Raw genomic sequence first — 19313 nt, 5'->3', positions numbered from 1 at the left:
GAGGGTGACCAGCATCGCCGCCAACCTGCAAGAGATCGAACAGCGGATCGCGGCAGCAGCCGCGAGGGCGGGACGCGACAGCAGCGAGATCCGGCTGCTTCCCGTCTCAAAGACCAAGCCCCCGGAATCTGTCGTTGAGGCGCACGCCGCCGGATACCGCAGGTTCGGGGAAAACAAGGTGCAGGAGGCTCAGAACAAATGGGAGGCCCTCCGTGAAATTACCGACATCGAATGGGCAGTGATCGGGCATCTGCAATCCAACAAAGCCAAATATGTGGCTCGTTTTGCGTCAGAGTTCCAGGCGCTTGATTCGCTGAAAGTCGCATCAGAGCTGGACAAGCGCTTGCAGCAGGAAGGCCGCCGCCTCGAAGTACTGATCCAGGTGAACAGCTCTGATGAGGACCAGAAGTTCGGGCTGCCACCTCAGAAAGTGGTGGATTTTGCCCGCCAGCTCAAGCCCTTCGATGCCTTGGAGGTCCGGGGGCTGATGACCTTGGCGCTGTTCACCGATGACACCAGCAGGATAGCCCAGTGCTTCACGGTGATGCGTCAAGTCCAGCAGGAGCTGAGGGACGCCACAGGCCAGAGGTGGGATGAGTTGTCGATGGGCATGTCCGGTGATTTCGAACTGGCCATCGAGCACGGAGCAACCTGTGTTCGCGTCGGTCAGGCGATCTTCGGGAACCGCCTCGATCCGAATGCCTATTGGCCGGGGATCAAGTCAAATACGAACCAATAGCACACAACCACACAACCTCAGCCAAGAGAGCTCTTCCGAGCAGATCCGCCATAAATTACATAATGCTTATTATCGGACTTATCTGTTGGGTAGGGTGAACAGGGTGATAGCGCCTTACCAGCTTGAAACCCTTCCACTCGACACCCCAGATGATGACCCACGGTGGGCCTCCTACCTCGATCTGTTCGCCAACGCCTTTCTTGATGCGCGCGGATCCACAGAGGCGCTGGCCGCGTTCCGCAAGCACCGGCGTGCGGACAACGCGGTCTTGGGCATGGTCACCACAGAAGGCCCTGGCCTCGCGGGACGTCAGCCGGTCGCGGGTTTCACCTGGGCACCGATCGGTCTCAATGCGGGTGCTGGCATCGTGCAGGCCATGTGTGTGAATGTCGTCGCAGTCCGGCCCACCCACCGGCGCAAGGGCTTGCTGCGCGCCATGATGCAGCACCATCTGCAGCAGGCCCGGCAGGACGGGCTGGCCCTGGCGGCGCTGACGGCCAGCGAGGCAACGATCTACGGCCGCTTCGGCTTCGGGGTGGCCAGCCGCATCGTCGACTGGGAGATAGACATCCGGCGGTTCGCCATCCGGCCAGATGCGACCGTTGCCGCGGGCTCCCTGGAGCTCGTCGATCCCCCATTCATCAAGGATATATTCGAACACATTTCGAATTCCCATCAGCGGGCTCATCGTGGCGCCTTCAGCCCATTGGAGATGCATCGGGCCAACGCGGATGGCAGCTGGAGCAGCGCCGAGCAGGGCCCCTCACGCAAGCTGCGGTACCTGGTGCACTTCGATGAGAGCGGACAGCCGGATGGTTTCGCAGGATTCTCTCACAAGGGCTGGGAGGAGGCCCCCTCTCCCACCGAGGTCACCGCGGTGTGCTCCCCCAGCCCGGAGATCGACCGAGCGCTATGGCGGGGCCTGGCGAGCTTCGACATAGTGGAGAGGCTCACCTATAACAGCGCTTCCCCGGACGATCCGCTTCCCGAGTCGCTCGTCGATTCCTGGGCCGTCACGAAGAAGTTAACGCATGATGGTGTGTGGCTACGGATCCTCGACATGGAGAAGGCCACTGTCGAGCGTGGCTTTGAATCAGACGGTGAGGCAGTGGTCCGGGTGAAAGACCCCTTGGGTTTCTGCGATGGGACCTGGCATATAACCGTGGACGGCGGCCGTGGAGCCGCGAGATATACTGCGCTCTCCCCCACCGTCGAGCTCGGAGTGGATGCGCTGGCACGTCTCTGGCTTGGTGATGCAACGGCCGTTCAGCTAGCTCAGTCCGGCACCATTGAGGGTGATCAGGATGCGATAGCGGGGTTCTCCCAGCTGTTCGCGACAGCCATCGGGCCAGCCAATTTGACCCACTTCTGATCAAGACAGCGTCAGGAACAATCTCTCCAGCTTGCCGGTGTCGATGGATTCCCCGGTCGGGTCATCGGCCAGGCAGGTGCGCATCCCCTGTGCGATGATCGAATAACCTGCGCGGTCAATCGCCTTGGAGACCGCGGCAATCTGAGTGATCACCTCTTCGTATTCGCGGCCGCTCTCAAGCATCCGGATCACCGCGTTGAGCTGACCGCTGGCCCGTTTCAGGCGAAGCACCGAGGGTTTCAGCAGCTCCGGGTCGAACCGCATCACCGTGCTGCGTCCTTCCTGGGGCAGGTGCAGCGCTGCCCGGCTGGAACGTCTCGGAAGACCTCCTCAATGTGCTGGCCGCATCCCGCCCAAGTGATCTTGTGGCAGGTGGCGCAGGTAACGGGACGGCACATTGAGGGTCTCCAATCTCTGGTGGGCCAGGACTGGAATTATACCCCCCAGGGTACCGCCCCGTTCTCAGACATGCGCGATCAGAAGTTGATCATGTGACCACCGATCCCATGGGCGGCCTCCTTGATCGCCTCAGACAGTGTCGGATGCGCATGCACAGCTCTTGCGATCTCGTCGGCTGTCAGGTCGTAGTTCTGGGCGAGAACCAACTCTGGAAGCAGCTCTGTGACGTCAGGCCCGATCATGTGGGCGCCCAGCAGTTCGTTGTACCGGGCGTCGGCGACGAGTTTGACGAACCCGACTCCCTCCCCCAGGCCCCAGGCCTTGCCGTTGGCCGCGAAGGGGAACTTCGCCACCTTGACCTCATACCCCTTGTCCTTGGCCTGCTGCTCCGTATAACCAAAGGAGGCGATCTGGGGCTGGCAGTAGGTGGCCCGCGGGATCATGTCGTAATTGACAGGATGGGTCTCGGCTCCAGCTATGGTCTCGGCGGCCACCATGCCCTGGGCTTCCGCCACGTGGGCGAGCATCATCTTTGCCGTGCAATCGCCGATGGCGTAGATCCCTGGAACGTTGGTGCGCATGTTCTCGTCGATGGCGATGGCCCCGCGTTCCGTCAGCGCAACTCCGGTGTTCTCCAAACCATAGCCCTCGGTGCGCGGCGCGAATCCGACCGCCGACAGGAAACGATCGGCCTCCAGGACCTGAGCGTCGCCGCCATTGGCTGGACTCACGGTGACGCGCACACCGTTGCCCGTGTCCTCGATGGATTCCACCTTGGTGGCCGTCAGGATCTTGATCCCCAGCTTCTTGTAGGCCTTGGTCAGTTCGGCCGAGATCTCGGCGTCCTCGTTGGGGACCATGTGGTCAAAGAACTCGACGATGGTGACGTCCACGCCATAGCTGCGCAGCACATAGGCGAACTCAGTGCCGATGGCCCCGGAACCGCCGATGATGATGGAGCCTGGAATCTGGTCGGCCAGTATCTGCTCCTCATAGGTGACGACATTGGCCGAGACGCTGGTGCCGGGGAGCATCTTGGTGGTGGAACCGGTCGCGATGATGACGTTGTCGAAGGTGACCCGAGTGGTGGCTCCGTTGTCATCCGCCACGTCGATGGTGTGGGCATCGACGAAGGCTCCCCAGCCGCTGATCTCCTTGATCTTGTTCTTCTTCATCAGGAAGTGAATACCCTTGGTCATCCGCTCCGAGACCTGGCGGCTTCGCGAGAAAGCCTTGCTGTAGTCGACGGTGATGTCACCCTGGATGCCGAAGCTGGAAGCCTCGTGGGTGACGATGTGGGCCAGTTCGGCGTTGCGTAGCAGAGACTTCGTCGGGATACAACCGACATTCAGGCACACGCCACCCCAGTAGCGTTTCTCGATGATGCAGGTCTTCAAGCCGAGCTGGGCGGCACGGATGGCGGCGACATAGCCGCCAGGACCGGCGCCGAGCACGCAAACGTCGTATTCGTGGGTCATGTGCTCCACTCTAGTGCTCCCGCATCGTTCTGGGCCTCATCTAACCTACACAATGATTATCTCAGATATGAGTTAGGATGAAGCCATGACCGCCACCAGCCAATCCCTCGGTATCATGATCAGAGAGGCCCGCAAGGCCCGTCAGTGGTCGCAACAGCGCCTGGCTGACGAGATCAACTCCTCCCAATCCGCCGTCCACCGGATCGAGATGGGTCAGCAAAACGTGTCTCTCAACATGATCGAGAGACTGGCGGCGGCGCTTGAGATGCCGTTGATCCTCGCCGCGACCGAAGGCACCGTGAATTTCGAGATCACCGGGCCAACGAAGCTTGAGGGCGAGATTGAGGTGCGCTCCTCCAAGAATGCTGCTGTGGCGCTGCTCTGTGCCTCAATGCTCAACCATGGACGCACGGTGCTGCGCGGGATCGCCAGTATCGAGGAGGTGGACCGTATCTGTGATGTCCTCCAGTCCATCGGCGTGACCGTCACACCCACCAACGGCGGTCAGGACCTTGAATTGATTCGTCCCAAGAAGCTCACCCCGGAGACCATCGACCAGCGTGCTGCGCGTCGCACACGTTCCATTCTGATGTTCCTGGGCCCCCTGATGCATGAGTTTGACTCATTTGAACTCCCGTATGCTGGCGGCTGCGATCTCGGGGCCCGCACAGTGCACCCGCACATGTCAGCGCTGAAGCGTCTTGGCTTGTCTGTGGAGGCGCACGACAGCCAGTATCACGCCACCGTGCATCGTGACGGAGCACCCGAGCACCACATCACTCTGGTAGAGCGTGGTGATACCGTCACCGAGAATGCGATCATGGCAGCTGCCCGGACTCCCGGCCTGACGGTCATCCGCAATGCCTCGGGAAACTACATGGTGCAGGACCTGTGCTTTTTCCTCCGTGAGCTGGGCGTCGAGGTGGAAGGCATCGGCACCACCACCCTGCGTATCCATGGGGTCAGGGAAATCCGCAAAGACGTCGAATACCACATCTCGGAGGACCCGATCGAGGCGATGAGCCTCATCACCGCTGGGATCGTCACCCAGTCAGAGCTGACCGTGAAACGCTGTCCCATCGAATTCCTGGAGGTGGAGTTCGCTGTCCTTGAGGAAATGGGACAGCGGATGGCGCTCAGCAATGAATACCCATCGGGAAACGGCCACACCCGGCTGGTGGATGTCACCGTGAAACCATCCGAGCTGGTGGCTCCCCTGGACAAGATCCATCCCATGCCGTTCCCAGGACTGAATATCGACAACCTCCCCTTCTTCGCGCTGATCTGTGCAACGGCTGAAGGTCAGTCGATCATCTACGACTGGGTCTACGACAACCGCGCAGTGCACCTGAAGAAGCTCAGTGACCTGGGCGCCAACGTCACCGTCATGGACGCCCACAAGCTGATGATCATCGGGCCGACCAGATGGCGTGGCCGCGATATCGAGTGCCCGCCGGCGCTCCGTCCCTCGGTGTGCTTGTTCCTAGCGGCCCTGGCTGCCCGCGGCACCACCATCCTGCGGGACGTGTATGTGATCAACCGGGGATACGAGGATCTGCCACGACGGTTCAACCAGCTCGGTGCGCAGATCAATACTTTCTGGGGCGACGCGCCGAGCTGATTGAGAATGGGAGGTCAGTGATCAGCTGAGGCGATGAGCCGTGAACTCGTTCACCGGATTCACGATCTGCTCCTGGGCGGCAACGAGTTGCAGTTCGGCCTCACCGCTGATCGCGGTCTGTTCCAGGATTGAGTACACCACGGACGCGGTTGCCCCAAGGGTCTTCCCAAGGTCACCGGTGCGCAGCAAATGCGCGAGAAAGGTCGCGGCAGTCAGATCGCCCGAACCGACGAAATGACGATCCAGCATCGGGGTCTCCACCAGCCAGGCCTGGTCGGCATCAACTGCCAGCATCCGGAGCAGGTCGTCCTGCGCGTCGGAGGCTACGACCGAGGTGACGACCACAATGCCAGGACCGCGATCGCGCAGCTCCCTGGCTGCATCGGCGACCTCGGCGAGGGTTGTCGTCTCATGTCCCACCAGGTAGTGCAGCTCAAACAGGTTCGGGGTCATGATGTCGGCTGCGGGGACGACGTGGTCACGGAAGAACTCAGGGATGCCCGGCCGGGCAAAGAATCCCCTTCCGACATCACCCATCACAGGATCCGCGAGGAAGAGCGCCTCCGGGTTACGTGATTTCACCAGGGCCGCCGCGTCCAGAACAACCTGACCTACGTCGGCAGAGCCGAGGTAACCGGCCAGTACTGCATCCACGGTGGCGAGTGCGCCTCGCTCGTCGATTCCCGTGATCACATCGGCTACGTCGGATGCCGCGATCATGGGGCCACGCCAGCTACCGTACCCGGTGTGGTTGGAGAAGGTGACGGTGTAAACGGGGTACACGTTGACGCCGGCTCGCTGCAGTGGGAAAGTGGCAGAGGAGTTGCCCGCATGGCCGTAGGCAACCGCAGATTGAATCGATAGGACGTTGTGCATATAGCTCAGTCTCTCACTTCCGCACCACAGGCGCCTCTGCACTAGGCATAATGGTTTCCATGTGTGCAGGTTTCCTGGAGCCGGAGTTCGTCGCGATGGCTCATCGCGGTGGTGCCCTGCTCACGGCCAACCTTGGGATTGAGAACACCCTGGCGGCTTTCCGGAATGCGGTCGCTCTGGGGTATGAGTACGTGGAAACCGATGTTCATGCCACCGCCGATGGGCATCTGGTGGCCTTCCACGATCCCGATCTGGCCCGGGTGACCGATGTCGAGGGGCACATCGCGCGGCTGCCACTCGCAGCTGTGCGTGAGGTCCGTGTGGGAGAACGAGAGCCGATCCCGACGGTCGAGGAGTTGTTTGAGGCGCTCCCTGGGGTGCGTTTTAATTTCGACATCAAGGCGCCGGGCGCTGTGAGGCCCCTGGCCGAGACGATCCGGCGTTTCAAAGCTGAACAGCGGGTATGTGTGGGTTCCTTCTCACAGAGACGGATCAACAGGTTCCGGAGGCTGATGCCCGGAGTCACCACGGCCGTGGGACCATATGGGGTGGCGGCGATGACGCTGGGATACATCCGGACCTGCCGTCCTGGAGGGCCGGGCGTGTTCCAGGTCCCTGTCTCTTACGAGGTCGCGGGCCTGAAGATCAGGTTGCTGACCAAATCGCGGATCAAAGCCATCCACCGCGCTGGCTACAGGGTCCATGTCTGGACCATCGACGTGGGGGACGAGATGCACACACTCATTGATTGGGGAGTGGACGGCATAGTCACAGACCGTCCGGATCTTCTACGCGAAGTGCTGCAGGCCCACGGCATGTGGACCAGTAGCCTGGGAACCTGAAACGTATTCGAGACGTTCAACTCCAGGTAGGGAGGTAGAAACATGGCAGATCGGGCACTACGTGGCGTCGGGCTAGGCGCTAAAAGTTTCGAGGATGAACAGGGCATCGAGTTTGCTGAACGCAGCCAGGTGGGTTTTGACTGTCCTAATGGCCACCACTTCGAGGTTACCTTTGCCATCGAGGCAGAGCTGCCTTTCGAGTGGGAATGCAAGAAATGCGGCCAGCTTGCCAAACGCTCTGATGGTGCCACCGGGGAGGCCAAGGAGACGAAGCCTCCGCGTACCCACTGGGACATGTTACGCGAGCGGCGCAGCATCCCCGAGCTGGAGGATATCCTAGCTGAACAGCTGGACAAGCTCAGGGGCTCGGCGGGCTGATCTCTGGGATCATGGTCTCTGGTGATGCCGGAGAATCCTGGACCACCTCGCCCTCAATGACGATGGGTCGCTCGGATGAATCCCCAATGGCCCTCCCGAATAGCTTTCCCAGTGTGCTCCGGATCAGGCGGCGGCTCGGTGGGATCAGAAGCATCAGACCGATGACGTCAGAGACGAAGCCCGGCATGATGAGCAGGAAGCCGCCTATCATCACCAGCACCGCATCCGCAGTGCGCCCGGGCGGCAGCGCTCCCCTGCTGAGGGACTCAATGAGCGCGCTCCAAGTGCGGCGGCCTTCCCGCTGAAGCATCCAACATCCAAACAAGGTGGTGAGTATCAGGACGGGCACCGTCCACCAGCCCAAAGTATCGATCACCATGAGCATCACACTGACTTCAGCTGCGAGATACACCAGGAATGGGACCAGGACCAAGAGTAGTCCAAGGGTTCCACGGAATCGGATACGTCCGTTAGCCATGGCGCCTCCCGAAGAATTTCTTGAGCTGTTGCCACCGGTGCTGAACACCCATTTTGGTGGTGGAAATGATGGCTTCCTTGACTACGCTTCCGCCCATCTTTGAATCTCCGAACTCACGTTCCACGAATTCAATAGGGACTTCCGTGATGCGGAACCCTGCCTGATGGGCATGCCAGGTCAGGTCGCGCTGGATCCCATAGCCGCGACGGTCAATGGGCAGGTCGATGATCTTTGCCAGGACATCAGCCCGGAAGGCATTGAAACCACCTGTGATATCGCGGTAAGGCATTCCCAGCAGGAGCCTGATGTAGAGCGAGCCACCACGGGAGAGGAACTCACGCCGCCATGGCCAGTTCACAACCGAACCGCCCTTGACCCACCGGGAGCCCTTCACCATGTCAGCATGCTCCAGGGCAGCCAGCAGGCTGGGTAACTGCTCAGGCTGATGGGATCCGTCGGCATCGTGCTCGACCAAGATGCCATATCCCCGTTCGAGCCCCCAGCGAAAACCCGCCAGATACGCCGCTCCCAGCCCCTCCTTGCCCTGTCTGTGCAGGACATGCACATGTTCGTCCCTGTCAGCCATCGCATCCGCAAGTTTGCCGGTGCCATCTGGGGAGTTGTCATCAACAACGAGTACGTGAGCATGTGGAACACTGTGCCGCAGCCGGGAGACGATGCTCTCAATGTTCTGGGCCTCGTTAAAAGTCGGAATGATGACAAGCACCTCACCAGTGCGCGGGGCTTCGGTCATTGCGTCTCCTGCTCTTTGCTGACAATGTGCCTCCGATCAAGACTACCGGTCAAGCGGGCGCGGCGGCCCACGTAAAAACTGATTCCTCCTGCTGCCAGACAACCCAGAAGCTGAGCAAGGCCCAGCAATGGCGCCAGGTAAACCGCAGGTGTGATGTTGTCCCGCTCTGGGACAATGTAGATACGGTGCGCAGCCGTGTATTCCCGGGTGGGCTCGTAGAGCCGTCCTCTGGCATCAATGAAGCCCGAATATCCGTTGAGGGTACTGGCGATAAACTCCCGCCTGAGTTCTGCTGCGCGAACCCGGTTGATATTCATCTGCTGCAGCGGCTCGGTGGTGCCTGAGAAGTTGTGGGTGGTGCTCTGCGCCACCTGGATCTGGGCTCCATGGGCGACGGTGTCGTAGACAGTCTGGTCATAGGCCAGCTCGTAGCAGATGACGGTCCCCACCTTCAGGCCGGGGTCGGTGACGGTTGGGACGGTCACGACTCCTGGCTCGGTGCCCGGTATCGACTGGTAACCTGCCCGCTTCACATCTGGGAACATTGGCTCCAGGACATCCCGGTACGGCACAAACTCGCCGAAGGGGGCGAGATTTCGCTTGTGGTAATGATCCGTTGGTCCCTGTCCCGGGACCCACACCAGTGTGGTGGTGCGCCGGGTTCTGGGTTCAGGACCCGCGGTGACCGCTCCCAGGTCGATCGGCACCTGGGCCAGTTCAGCGGCAGCGCTCACCTGTGCCTTCGTGGTCGGGTTGAGCATCGGGTCGGTGTCGGTGGAGTTCTCTGCCCAGACGATCAGATCCAGCTGCTGGCCGTGGGCACGCGCATCGGCCAGCAGGAAGATGGTCTCGCTTAGATGATGAGGAGCCGCTCCGGTGGCCGCGATGTAGCCGCTGCTCAGCCCCAGCTGGGCATTGCCCTGCACCATGCCAACCGCAATCCTCTGGCCACCTCCGTCCACTGGTACCAAGAGCGACCCACCACCGATGATAAAAGCGCTGACAGTGGCAAGAAGCGGAATCAATCGCCGCCGCTGGACAACCACGGCCAAACAGCAACAGCCCACCATGGCCACCAGCCAGGTGGCCCCTGAGACTCCGATCCAGGGCAGCCACCCGGCCAGGGGCTGGTCGATTGTCGTGTATCCGAGTCTCAGCCAGGGAAACCCCCCGAATGGAATTCGCTCCGCGCCATACTCGACAGCGCTCCAGGCCAGAGGAACCAGCAGGCACCATCCGGACAGCCTCGTGATGAGTGAAGAGGCTATCCCGATAAGCCCCACCCAGACAGCCATCACGACGACGAGCACCCACACCACCGGTCCTGCCTGCGCTCCGACCCACCAGATGGTGCATCCATAGAGGATGCAGCCGGAGAGCATCCCGATGCCGAATCCCGTCCACGGCCCGCGACCTGCCACCAGCCATGTGAAGAGCCCTGCGCCCAGGATGGTCAGTGGCCACAGGCCCCATGGAGCGAATCCGAGGGCGAGACCCAGCCCGGCCAAAAGGGCGAGAAAGACGATCATCGCCCAATGAACCTGAAGACGTTCCAGCGGCAGCACGTGCGTCACCGCCTCGCCTGGAGGAGGTAGACGGCGGAGCTGGCGAACAGGTTGGCTCCCCACTCCCCTGTCCGTAGTGGCCTGCCACTGTCGTCGATGGGGATGCAGCGCTCCACCTCCAGGCCGAGTCCTGTGAACAGCGGTGCCAGGTCTTTCAGCGATGTGAAATGGAGATTCGGACTGTCGTACCAGCTGTAGGGCAGGTCCTTGGTGACGGGCATCCGGCCTGTCAGTAGCCGTAGCCGGTTACGCCAATGCACGAAGTTGGGCATCGAGACTATGCCGTGACTGGCTATCCTCGTCATTTCCCGCAGTACCTCAGCTGGCTGCCTGAGGTTCTGGAGGGTGCGGGACAAGACCACAACGTCGTAGGCCCCATCAGCGAACTGATCCAGCTGGCTGTTGATGTCCAGGTCGATGACGTTCACCCCATGACGCAGCGCAGCCAGAAAAAGCTCTGGCTCGATTTCCACGCCGGTCCCATGGCAGCCTCGCCCTTCCAGCAGACGCAGAAGCTCCCCGTTCCCACAGCCGAGGTCAAGCACCCGGGAGCATTCCGGGATGAGGCTGGCAATCAGTCTCAGGTCAGCACGCGTCATCAGCTCTCCTGCCTGGCGGCGCGCTCCAGGAAAGCCCTGATCACAGCGTGATAGTCCGGCAGATCCAGAAGGAATGAATCGTGTCCCCACGGGGAGTGGATCTCACGGAATGAGGTGGGCAGTCCCGCTCCTTCCAGATGCTGGACGATCCGGCGGGAATGCCCGGTGTCGAAGCGCCAGTCACTATCGAAGCTCACCAGGAGGAATTTCACGGGGTCTGCCACGAGTCTGTCCAGTGCATCGGCTGGGGCGAATGGGTCGAAATAATCCATCACCCTGGTCAGATACAGGTAGCTGAGCGCATCGAAACGTTCCAGGAAAGCCTCCCCCTGGTGTTCCAGGTAACTTTCAACGGCGAAGTCGATACCGAAACCAGGATCCAGTTTCCCTGACTGCGCGGACCGTCCGAACTTTGCGCTGAAGGCCTCTTCAGAGAGATACGTGATGTGCGCCAGCATCCGAGCAACTGATAGGCCTTTGGCTGGCAGCGTTCCCTCGCTGAGAAACCGGCCACCCCGGAAGGCTGAGTCCCGCATGATGGCCTGCCGCCCCACCGCGGAGAAGGCGATGTTCTGGGCAGTGAGCCGGGAGGAGGCGGCAATGATAATCGCGTTGTCAGAATCCTCTGGGTGGGACAGGGTCCATTGAAGAACCTGCATCCCGCCCAGGGAACCTCCCAGGAGGACAGCCCATCGGCTGATGCCAAGATGCTGGCCAAGGCGACGGTGCACCTTAACGAAATCCGACATCGCAAGCAGCGGGAAATCCAGCCCGTACGGCTCCCCCGTCGCAGGATTGATTGATGATGGACCGGTGGTGCCGCGACAGCCGCCGAGAATGTTGGCGCACACCACGAACCAGCTGTCCGTGTCGACGGCCTTTTCGGGACCGATGAGATTGTCCCACCACCCCGGTTTACGATCGCCCGGACGGAGCCCAGCCGCGTGAGCATCGCCCGTCAGGGCATGGCACACGAAAATGGCGTTCGACCCCTGTGAGTTGAGACATCCATAGGTCTCGTAAGCAACATCGACTGGAGCGAGTTCAGCGCCGCTGGCGAGAGTCAACGGATCCTCAGAAGTGAAGAGCCGCACGGTGGCGGAAACAGCATTCAGGGTCTCGGTCACGTTCAAGAACGGGTTGGGACACATTAGTTGGCGAGAGCCTCTACATGATTCATATCTCGCCCTTCAGATCATTTGGGACAGTTTCTGGATCGAGCTTGGCATCGGTGCGACAGGTGGCCCGGGCCAACACATTCGAGGCTACTGAGCTCACAATCATCAGGGCAATCACCGCCACCGCAGTCTTGATCCACAGCATCAGATCGAACCCCTGGGTTGCCGTCCACCCTAGGGCCGCAGCAACCAGAATCAATGGCAGTCCGAGGGCAGTCGCAGGTCCAAGGGCGTTGATGCGCGAGACAGCATCGCGCGCCCGGAACTGTGCAACAGCAACAGAAAGGACCAGTGCGGCACCCAGCAGAGCCAGCAAAGAAACCAAGAACTCCAGCATCATCAACGTCTCCCCCTCGTTATGATCCGAGCCAGCGCGATCGTGGAAAGTATCCCAAGGATCGCTGCAAGCAACGCCGCATCCACCGAGACACTGGATCGGTGCAGCATTCCGAACAAGGCGAGAATCCCGATGCAGGAGAAAAACACCAGATCCCCCACCACAGCCCGTGTCGCCGAGTCCGGCGCGGTCACGACGCGCACCAGTCCCAGCAGAACAGACATGGCGAGCAACCCGATCGCGATCCACAGGGCAAAGCTCATCATTCCCCCTTCGGCATGCCGTGACGCCGCAGTGCATGAAGCAGGTGCCATTCTAGGTCTGCCAGGCCCTCGAGTATGGAGTTGCGGTCGGAGTCGAAAAGCGAATGAACAAAAACCGACGGCCCTTCGACGTCATCACCGGCGCAGACTCCGAGCACGAGAGTTCCCGGCGTGATCGTGATGGCAGAGGCAAACATGGCGATCTCGAAATCAGTGGTGGCACGCATCGGGTACTCAACGATGGCGGAAGCGGCCATGGGCCTGGGACGCCAGGCGGCCACCGCAACGTGCCATGAGCCGATGACGATCTGGGAGGTGAGGTACCACCACCATGACAGCATTCTCAATACCGGCATCAGCCAAGCACCGCCTTCACATAGGCGGAAACATCAATCAGTCCATGAGCGGCTGACTCGAACAACGGCCATACCCATCCGATGACGATGAACAACAGCACAGAGATCCCGATCAGCATGAATGCTGGCCACTGCAACCGCCACGACACCCTGGCGTCATCAGCGATCGGGGTGAGTACACCACGCGAAGTGGTGGTCGGGTCGTCCGGCAGGTATTGCTTCATGGGGGCACCCCAGAAAGCCTCTCGCCACAGCCGCTGCAACGCCATCAGCGAGACTATTGACGCCAGGGCCACAGAACCGATCAGCCACCAGCTCTCCGGGCTGGGGCCCTGGGCAGCAGCGCCCATGAGACCGATCTTCCCCCAGATGCCTGAGGTGGGGGGCAGGCCCACCAGCGACGCTAAACCGAAAGCGAAAATAGCCGCTGTCCAGGGATCGCGGCGCATGAGCCCGGACAGACGGTCAAAACGTCCGGAGCCATAGGTGTTCTCGATGGCGCCCGAGGCCAGTACCAGGCCAGCCATGGTGATCATGTGGTGGACCATGTAGAACAGCCCAGCAGCCAGAGAGAACTCAGTCAGGACCACCAGACCGATGAGGATCTGACCGACTCCGGCGACCATCTGGAATGCCAGCGCGCCGCGGATACGGGACTCACCGAAGGTGGAGAAGGAGCCGACAATGATCGTGATGATCACCACAACAGTCAGCACCGGGAGCCATGGCGCGGGACCGTCGAAGATGGTGGTGTAGACACGGTAGGCAGCGTAGATGCCGATCTTCGTGTGGATACCGGCGAACAGGGACATGATTCCCGCCGAGGTAGCCGGGTAGGCGCGTGGCAGCCAGCCGTGGACAGGCACCACGCCCCCCTTGACGAGCAGCGCGAAAAGAATGAGCGAGGTCGCCAGTGAGACTTGGGGGTTGCTGCCCGTCCCGGCCAGAGCAGCCAGGTTCACCGACCCATATGCGCCGTAAAGCAGGCCGACGCCCATGACGAGGATGGTGGAGGTGATGATGTTCACGATTACGAACATGCGGCCGACCCCCAGACGCCGCCAGGAACCTGTGACCGCGACCAGGGCGTATGACGGCAGGAGCATCACCTCAACCCACACGAACATGTTGAACAGGTCCCCGGTTAGAAGAGCCCCATTGACTCCTGTGCTGAGCATCAAGATGAGAGGTACCACGAACCGGTAGCGATCCTCACCGGTGAGCATCAAGAAGATGCCTGAAACCATAGTGAGGAAGGCGACGACTACCAGCAAGAGCGCGCTCAGGGAGTCAGAGACGAAAACGATGCCGACCCCGGGAAGATAGGACCCGATGGAATGCGCTAAAGCCGGTGTGCCTTGGTGAAACACCAAGAGCGCCACGCCTCCCGCGAGGGTCAGAAACGACGCCAGCAGCAGGGCGGTCCGCTGCACGAGCGGGCCACGCAACAGAGCAGTGCCTCCCGCGAACAACAGCGGCACAGCCACGAATAAGGGCAGGATGGCGGAGTTCATACGCGGTGGGTCTCCCCTGTCTCGGGATGACGCAGCATGTTGTCATTGCGTCCGATCACAGCCATGGCAAGCATCAAGATGCTCGTTGCGAGCGTGATCACGATCGCGGTCAGCACGAATGCCTGTGGTAACGGATCAGCCACCGTCCCGGTGCTCGTGCCGTCGGTGATCGGCTCCACCCGCCAGCCTGGGACACCGGTGGTAAGGAGGACGAAATTGACGGCGTGGCTGAGAAGCCCGAGACCGAATACAGCACGCACCATGGACCGCTGTAGCAGCAGGTATACCCCGCCCGTCACCAGAACAAAGATCGTGGCTATGAGGATCATCTCTTGACCTCTTCAGGGTGAGTGCCCTTGGTGATGAACTGGGTCCGGATCGCTGGACGGCGGGGACGTTCTCCCCGCACGGTCTCAAGCGGGCCCGGCAGCTCGCCCTCAAGCAGTTCGTCGATACGCTCCCGGGTTCCCTCACCGCCAGCTGCGGTTCCTCGCGTGGCACCGAGAACGTTGAACGAGACGAACATCAGTCCGAGAACTGCCAGGTAGACCCCAGCGTCGAAGAACATCGACGTCGTCAGATGGATTCCAAATAGGTGGAAATGGATCGGCTGCAGGAAAGAACCTGCGGCGAGCAGGTCGAACAGGCCAGTGGCAACAGCCAGCATCACTCCCCCACCGACCAGGAACAATGGCACTCGAGGTGGTCCCACCTGCCGGTCCTTGGAGGTTGAGAGATAGACCAGGCCGACCAGGGCGGCGGCAACCAATGCGGCATTGAAACCGCCACCAGGACTGTTGTGCCCCCGCCAGAACAGCACCGCAGATATCGCGATCAGCAACGGCGCCATGAACCTCAGCATCACCTGGAGGCTGACCGCGTTGGGCCAGGCTTCCATGATGGCCCGATGCGCCCGTGACCCCGGGTCCTGGTTGATCCCCAGGGCTGTTACAGGCACCAGGTCGGGATCCTGTCCTGGGGGGTCTATGTACCTGTCCTTCACGGTCGACAGAAGCGCAAGAATTGCCACAGCGGTCATTGCCAGAACGCTCAGCTCGCCCAGGGTGTCGAAGCCACGGAACTCGACGAGAATGACATTGACGACGTTGTCGCCCGAGGCCAGCTCTTTTGTGTTCTGCAGGAAGTAGTCAGCCAGGTCGGACTTATCCCGCCGGGCTGTCAGCGCCCAGGTGAGCCCTGCGACCCCGGCTCCCACCACAGCGGAAGCACCGAATGTGAGGATGTTGCGGCCACGGCGGCGTATCGGGAACCTACTGGGGAGACGCTGCAGCACCAGCATGATCACGATGATGTTCAGGCTCTCTACCAGCAGCTGAGTCATGGCCACATCGGGGGCACCAAGCGCCAGGATCTGCACTGTCGCCAGGATTCCCACCGCTGACAACGAAAGCACTGACGCGATCCGCACCCGGGAGATGCATACACCTATGGTGGCCGCAGTGATCAGGACGAACACAACGATGTCGATTGTCTTGGTAAGTCCAGGTCTCTGTTCCGGTAGCCCAGCCACGCTGACTGCCCAGCTCCCCAAGACCCCGAGCACCCCCAGCGCCCCCAGGATCGGTATGACATGCCTGGTGGGAGTGTCTGAGCCAACAGCACGTGCCTGCAGCGAGCCGAAACGTCGTGTCCAGTCCGTGAGGTGCCACATCACTTTCGCACCATCCAACGGGAAACGGTGCTGCAGAATCCACCCGATGAGGCGCTTACGCTGCAACACCACCAGGATCCCGAGAAACACGATGGCCGCTGTCGCATACAGTTCTGGCCCTAGGCCATGCCACAAGGCCAGATGAATGTGGGCTGGCCGGCCTGTGGCGGCCTCAGCCGCCAGCCGTACCGAACCGGCGACTCCTGCTAGCCATGCGGCCAGAGGTACTGAAACCAGGATTGGAAGCGCTGCGCTTCCCACCAGGAGAGGATCGTGCATGTGAACGGGGCGTTCCTCATCCATCCCGTCGAAGAAGATTCCGAGCAAGGCTCGTGCGCAGTAGGCGAAGGTCAGCACAGAACCCACCGTGGCAACCAGGAAAGCAACCCAGCCGGTCCACGAGGCCTCAGGCCCTCCGAGTAGTGCGGCGAAGATCGCCTCCTTCGATACGAACCCCAGCATGGGAGGGATACCAGCCATCGAGGCGCACCCCAGCGCCATCACGGCGAAACTGAAGGGCATCCGGCGATACAGCTTGGGAGGAAAACGGCGAAGGTCACGAGTGTCGGTGGCGTGGTCAACGACACCCACCATCATGAAGAGTCCCGACTTGAACAGCGCATGCGCGATGGTGTGAAGCACCGCCGCTACGATGCCAGCTTCTGTTCCCAATCCGATGCTCGCGGTCAGCAAACCCAGCTGGCTTACCGTGGAATAGGCCATCAGCCTCTTCACATCGGTCTGCTCGAGGGCGAAATAACCGCCTATGCAGGTCGTTATCAGGCCGCTCGCCACCAACAGGCCGTTCCAGGCCGGGGTGTCGTGGAAGACGGGACTGAAACGCAGCAGAAGGAATATGCCTGCCTTGACCACTGCCGCAGCATGCAGATAGGCGCTGACCGGAGTGATGGCGGCCATGGCATCCGGCAGCCACACGTGGAACGGGAACTGGGCAGCCTTCGTGAATCCAGCCAGTGCGATCAGCACAGCTATCAGCGTCGTGAAACCGGGGTCTGAGGCCCAGACCTCGTGGCCGAAGACCAGCGACAAGGAGGTGGTGCCCGTGCGCCACCAGATGGCGGCCACCGCAAGCAGCAGCAGGACGCCACCGGCGAATGTGATGAGCAAGGTGCGCATGGACGCGCCCTCACCGGATTTTCCTGCGCAGGCGATCAGCAGGAAGGAGGCTAGCGAGGTCAGCTCCCAGCAGATGAAAAGCACCACCAGGTCGTCGGCAAGCACCAGAGCCTGCATTGATAGGGTGAACGCGGTCATCATCTGATAGAAAGCATGGTTCCTGCCGATCGGCAGGTAACGCGTTGAGTAGATGAAGACGGCAGCGCCAATGAGCAACGTCAGGAAACTGAAGACAAGCCCTAGTCCGTCAGCAGCGAATGCCAGCCGTATCCCCAGGGCCGGCAGCCAGTCCAGGGACCACGCTGTCCGCTCCCCCGCCACCACTGCTCCGGCCGCTGGGGCCTGGGCAGCAGCAGCGGCGATATAAAACGCGGCCAGGATCCAGCCGGCGTTCCTACCGAGGAGACGAGTGAACACCGGCGTGGCTATGAAAGCCAGCAGGAGCAGGATCAGTGAAATCAACACAGGCATGAGCGTGGTTATCCTAGCAACCGGCCTTGGCAGCGCCTTCGGCCAAGCTCATGAGCTGACTGCCGAGAGTGCCTTCCACTCATCCCAGGAGTAGAGCCAGACTCCCATGCCCTCGCCAGGTTCCATCTTGCGATCGGATCCGGTGAACTCGACGACATCGCCGATATTCGTACGTGAGAAGAGCCATCCTGCGTTGTCTGTACTCAGGCCGACACAGCCATGGCTAACGTTCGATTTACCCTGATTCTGCACTGACCAGGGGGCGGCGTGGATGAACTCGCCCGTCCAGGTGACTCTCATGGCATAGCGAACATTCAGGTCGTAGGACTCAGAGCTGCCAGAGGGGATGGCGATGGTCTCGGAGTTCATCTTCAGGCTGTCGAATTTCTCCAACACCAGCTTCGTGCCAGAACGTGTGGTGAATCCCGCCTTCCCGGTGGTGGACGGCAGGGTGTTGACCACCTGCCCGTTCTCGACGACTGTGGTGGTGTAGTTCGCGATGTCCACCTTGATGACACGCGAGACATCCCCGATGGAGAAGCTGCCGGTGACGTCCTTCTTGAACCAGGTGTTGTCGGTGGCCTGCACGCCGGTCAACTTCAGATCGAGGGAGATCTTCGTGCCAGGTTTCCAATACTCCTTCGGGCGGTACAGCAGCTCAGTGTCGCTCAACCATCCCCACGCCCCCTCCTGCTCTGGCGTGGTGGTGACGTTGGCGTGCTGCTCGATGGCTGCCCGGTATTCCTTCGGAATGGGGCGGTTGAACTTCACGTATGCGGGCATCCCCACCCCCATGCCCTCGAATAGGTAGAGCATCTGGAAGCCGGTCTCGCCAGATCCGGGATTAGCGGTGTGGAAGCTTGCCTCCTTGGTTGTCCCGTCGCTGGCCGTCACGGAGATCTTGTATTCGGTGTTTAGTTCGAGCGCCTTGGCAGGGATCCAGGCATCCTTGTCAAAAGTTCCCTCGACCGAACCGTTCGGCCCCGTCACGGTGGCACCAGTGATGGTCCCATTCTCAAGGCTGAGCTTCACCGGATCACCAGGCAGGGCCGCATCCGTCGAGGACGTGATGCTGAGAGCACCCGCCTTCATCGTGGACGTGGGCGACGGCTCAGCTTCAGGGATATTCGCTCCGGTGGCCGCGGCTGTCGAGCTCTGGGACGTCTCACCAGAGGTGGTGCTGCCGGGAGAACAGGCGGACAGCAGGAGCGTCGAGCTCACCAGGGTGATGAATAGAGAGCGGAGGCGCACGTTCATGGTGATAAGCCTACGACTGAGACCCGT

At 61.1% G+C, this 19313-nt stretch carries 20 protein-coding genes; 5 read left to right on the top strand and 15 right to left on the bottom strand.

Translation table 11 applies throughout. From position 1 onward, the window contains the following. Window positions 1-4 precede the first annotated feature (4 nt). Together SK1NUM_RS07495 and SK1NUM_RS07490 are read left to right on the top strand one after the other, a co-directional pair. A complete protein-coding gene (locus tag SK1NUM_RS07495; protein ID WP_212320850.1) occupies window positions 5-739 on the top strand; it encodes a YggS family pyridoxal phosphate-dependent enzyme in 735 nt (244 codons plus the stop codon). Window positions 740-842: 103 nt separating this feature from the next. Next, the gene (locus SK1NUM_RS07490; protein ID WP_212320848.1) at window positions 843-2111 is read left to right on the top strand and encodes a GNAT family N-acetyltransferase; all 1269 of its coding nucleotides are present in this window, start codon (window positions 843-845) and stop codon (window positions 2109-2111) included. On the opposite strand, the gene SK1NUM_RS07485 is transcribed toward SK1NUM_RS07490, so the two are convergent. Then, window positions 2112-2375 (bottom strand): metal-sensitive transcriptional regulator, encoded by a 264-nt coding sequence (locus tag SK1NUM_RS07485; RefSeq protein ID WP_212327587.1) that lies wholly within the window; start codon window positions 2373-2375, stop codon window positions 2112-2114. It lies immediately after the preceding gene. Window positions 2376-2587: 212 nt separating this feature from the next. Further along, entirely contained in the window at window positions 2588-3988 is a 1401-nt protein-coding gene (gene lpdA / locus SK1NUM_RS07480; protein ID WP_212320846.1) for a dihydrolipoyl dehydrogenase, read from the bottom strand. Between the two features lie 85 nt (window positions 3989-4073). On the opposite strand from lpdA, the gene SK1NUM_RS07475 reads away from it, so the two are divergent. Then, window positions 4074-5609, top strand: coding sequence for a helix-turn-helix domain-containing protein (locus SK1NUM_RS07475; protein WP_212320844.1), 1536 nt, complete (start codon window positions 4074-4076; stop codon window positions 5607-5609). Between the two features lie 21 nt (window positions 5610-5630). On the opposite strand, the gene pdxY is transcribed toward SK1NUM_RS07475, so the two are convergent. Beyond that, complete coding sequence (gene pdxY / locus SK1NUM_RS07470) at window positions 5631-6485, bottom strand: pyridoxal kinase PdxY (RefSeq protein WP_212320842.1); 855 nt, start codon at window positions 6483-6485, stop codon at window positions 5631-5633. 59 nt (window positions 6486-6544) lie between these two features. On the opposite strand from pdxY, the gene SK1NUM_RS07465 reads away from it, so the two are divergent. Both SK1NUM_RS07465 and SK1NUM_RS07460 read left to right on the top strand, forming a co-directional pair. Continuing rightward, window positions 6545-7327, top strand: coding sequence for a glycerophosphodiester phosphodiesterase (locus tag SK1NUM_RS07465; RefSeq protein ID WP_223927891.1), 783 nt, complete (start codon window positions 6545-6547; stop codon window positions 7325-7327). 42 nt (window positions 7328-7369) lie between these two features. Further along, window positions 7370-7705: an RNA polymerase-binding protein RbpA gene (locus tag SK1NUM_RS07460; RefSeq protein WP_212320838.1), complete on the top strand. Its 336-nt coding sequence runs from the start codon at window positions 7370-7372 to the stop codon at window positions 7703-7705. Here the strand turns inward: SK1NUM_RS07460 and SK1NUM_RS07455 are convergent. Genes SK1NUM_RS07455 through SK1NUM_RS07400 form a run of 12 tightly spaced genes read right to left on the bottom strand, consistent with a single transcriptional unit; the run spans window position 7686 to window position 19286 of the window. After that, window positions 7686-8183, bottom strand: a complete 498-nt coding sequence (locus SK1NUM_RS07455) for an FxsA family protein (protein WP_212320836.1) — start codon at window positions 8181-8183, stop codon at window positions 7686-7688. The genes SK1NUM_RS07460 and SK1NUM_RS07455 overlap by 20 nt on opposite strands. Beyond that, complete coding sequence (locus tag SK1NUM_RS07450; RefSeq protein WP_212320834.1) at window positions 8176-8937, bottom strand: polyprenol monophosphomannose synthase; 762 nt, start codon at window positions 8935-8937, stop codon at window positions 8176-8178. The genes SK1NUM_RS07455 and SK1NUM_RS07450 overlap by 8 nt, the downstream gene beginning before the upstream one ends. After that, window positions 8934-10511 carry an apolipoprotein N-acyltransferase gene (gene lnt, locus SK1NUM_RS07445; protein WP_212320832.1) on the bottom strand — a complete coding sequence of 526 codons (1578 nt, stop codon included), beginning with the start codon at window positions 10509-10511 and terminating at the stop codon, window positions 8934-8936. Before lnt ends, SK1NUM_RS07450 begins: the two co-directional genes overlap by 4 nt. After that, window positions 10508-11101 (bottom strand): methionine biosynthesis protein MetW, encoded by a 594-nt coding sequence (gene metW, locus SK1NUM_RS07440; RefSeq protein ID WP_212320830.1) that lies wholly within the window; start codon window positions 11099-11101, stop codon window positions 10508-10510. Before metW ends, lnt begins: the two co-directional genes overlap by 4 nt. Beyond that, window positions 11101-12252 carry a homoserine O-acetyltransferase MetX gene (gene metX, locus SK1NUM_RS07435; protein WP_212320828.1) on the bottom strand — a complete coding sequence of 384 codons (1152 nt, stop codon included), beginning with the start codon at window positions 12250-12252 and terminating at the stop codon, window positions 11101-11103. Before metX ends, metW begins: the two co-directional genes overlap by 1 nt. A gap of 25 nt (window positions 12253-12277) precedes the next feature. Further along, window positions 12278-12619, bottom strand: coding sequence for a cation:proton antiporter (locus SK1NUM_RS07430; RefSeq protein WP_223927889.1), 342 nt, complete (start codon window positions 12617-12619; stop codon window positions 12278-12280). After that, window positions 12619-12879, bottom strand: a complete 261-nt coding sequence (locus SK1NUM_RS07425) for a monovalent cation/H+ antiporter complex subunit F (protein ID WP_212327583.1) — start codon at window positions 12877-12879, stop codon at window positions 12619-12621. Before SK1NUM_RS07425 ends, SK1NUM_RS07430 begins: the two co-directional genes overlap by 1 nt. Beyond that, entirely contained in the window at window positions 12879-13235 is a 357-nt protein-coding gene (locus tag SK1NUM_RS07420) for a Na+/H+ antiporter subunit E (RefSeq protein ID WP_212320826.1), read from the bottom strand. Before SK1NUM_RS07420 ends, SK1NUM_RS07425 begins: the two co-directional genes overlap by 1 nt. Continuing rightward, complete coding sequence (locus SK1NUM_RS07415) at window positions 13235-14749, bottom strand: monovalent cation/H+ antiporter subunit D family protein (RefSeq protein WP_212320825.1); 1515 nt, start codon at window positions 14747-14749, stop codon at window positions 13235-13237. Before SK1NUM_RS07415 ends, SK1NUM_RS07420 begins: the two co-directional genes overlap by 1 nt. Beyond that, window positions 14746-15078 carry a sodium:proton antiporter gene (locus tag SK1NUM_RS07410; protein ID WP_212320824.1) on the bottom strand — a complete coding sequence of 111 codons (333 nt, stop codon included), beginning with the start codon at window positions 15076-15078 and terminating at the stop codon, window positions 14746-14748. Before SK1NUM_RS07410 ends, SK1NUM_RS07415 begins: the two co-directional genes overlap by 4 nt. Beyond that, window positions 15075-18029 carry a DUF4040 family protein gene (locus SK1NUM_RS07405; RefSeq protein ID WP_212327288.1) on the bottom strand — a complete coding sequence of 985 codons (2955 nt, stop codon included), beginning with the start codon at window positions 18027-18029 and terminating at the stop codon, window positions 15075-15077. The genes SK1NUM_RS07410 and SK1NUM_RS07405 overlap by 4 nt, the downstream gene beginning before the upstream one ends. Window positions 18030-18077: 48 nt before the next feature. After that, window positions 18078-19286: a L,D-transpeptidase gene (locus tag SK1NUM_RS07400; protein WP_212327286.1), complete on the bottom strand. Its 1209-nt coding sequence runs from the start codon at window positions 19284-19286 to the stop codon at window positions 18078-18080. Window positions 19287-19313: the final 27 nt, after the last annotated feature.

Origin of the sequence: Arachnia rubra (genome assembly GCF_019973735.1) — a bacterium.
Taxonomy (GTDB): domain Bacteria; phylum Actinomycetota; class Actinomycetes; order Propionibacteriales; family Propionibacteriaceae; genus Arachnia; species Arachnia rubra.
The sequence above is the reverse complement of the archived record's forward strand: the minus strand, read 5'-3'. Positions and strand labels throughout refer to the sequence as shown.

Coding starts and splice junctions, on each gene's coding strand:
- SK1NUM_RS07485 (WP_212327587.1), bottom strand. CDS start 2,375: ATGCGGTTCGACCCGGAGCTGCTGAAACCCTCGGTGCTTCGCCTGAAA.
- lpdA (WP_212320846.1), bottom strand. CDS start 3,988: ATGACCCACGAATACGACGTTTGCGTGCTCGGCGCCGGTCCTGGCGGC.
- SK1NUM_RS07475 (WP_212320844.1), top strand. CDS start 4,074: ATGACCGCCACCAGCCAATCCCTCGGTATCATGATCAGAGAGGCCCGC.
- pdxY (WP_212320842.1), bottom strand. CDS start 6,485: ATGCACAACGTCCTATCGATTCAATCTGCGGTTGCCTACGGCCATGCG.
- SK1NUM_RS07465 (WP_223927891.1), top strand. CDS start 6,545: ATGTGTGCAGGTTTCCTGGAGCCGGAGTTCGTCGCGATGGCTCATCGC.
- SK1NUM_RS07460 (WP_212320838.1), top strand. CDS start 7,370: ATGGCAGATCGGGCACTACGTGGCGTCGGGCTAGGCGCTAAAAGTTTC.
- SK1NUM_RS07455 (WP_212320836.1), bottom strand. CDS start 8,183: ATGGCTAACGGACGTATCCGATTCCGTGGAACCCTTGGACTACTCTTG.
- SK1NUM_RS07450 (WP_212320834.1), bottom strand. CDS start 8,937: ATGACCGAAGCCCCGCGCACTGGTGAGGTGCTTGTCATCATTCCGACT.
- metW (WP_212320830.1), bottom strand. CDS start 11,101: ATGACGCGTGCTGACCTGAGACTGATTGCCAGCCTCATCCCGGAATGC.
- metX (WP_212320828.1), bottom strand. CDS start 12,252: ATGTGTCCCAACCCGTTCTTGAACGTGACCGAGACCCTGAATGCTGTT.
- SK1NUM_RS07430 (WP_223927889.1), bottom strand. CDS start 12,619: ATGATGCTGGAGTTCTTGGTTTCTTTGCTGGCTCTGCTGGGTGCCGCA.
- SK1NUM_RS07425 (WP_212327583.1), bottom strand. CDS start 12,879: ATGAGCTTTGCCCTGTGGATCGCGATCGGGTTGCTCGCCATGTCTGTT.
- SK1NUM_RS07420 (WP_212320826.1), bottom strand. CDS start 13,235: ATGCCGGTATTGAGAATGCTGTCATGGTGGTGGTACCTCACCTCCCAG.
- SK1NUM_RS07415 (WP_212320825.1), bottom strand. CDS start 14,749: ATGAACTCCGCCATCCTGCCCTTATTCGTGGCTGTGCCGCTGTTGTTC.
- SK1NUM_RS07410 (WP_212320824.1), bottom strand. CDS start 15,078: ATGATCCTCATAGCCACGATCTTTGTTCTGGTGACGGGCGGGGTATAC.
- SK1NUM_RS07405 (WP_212327288.1), bottom strand. CDS start 18,029: ATGCCTGTGTTGATTTCACTGATCCTGCTCCTGCTGGCTTTCATAGCC.
- SK1NUM_RS07400 (WP_212327286.1), bottom strand. CDS start 19,286: ATGAACGTGCGCCTCCGCTCTCTATTCATCACCCTGGTGAGCTCGACG.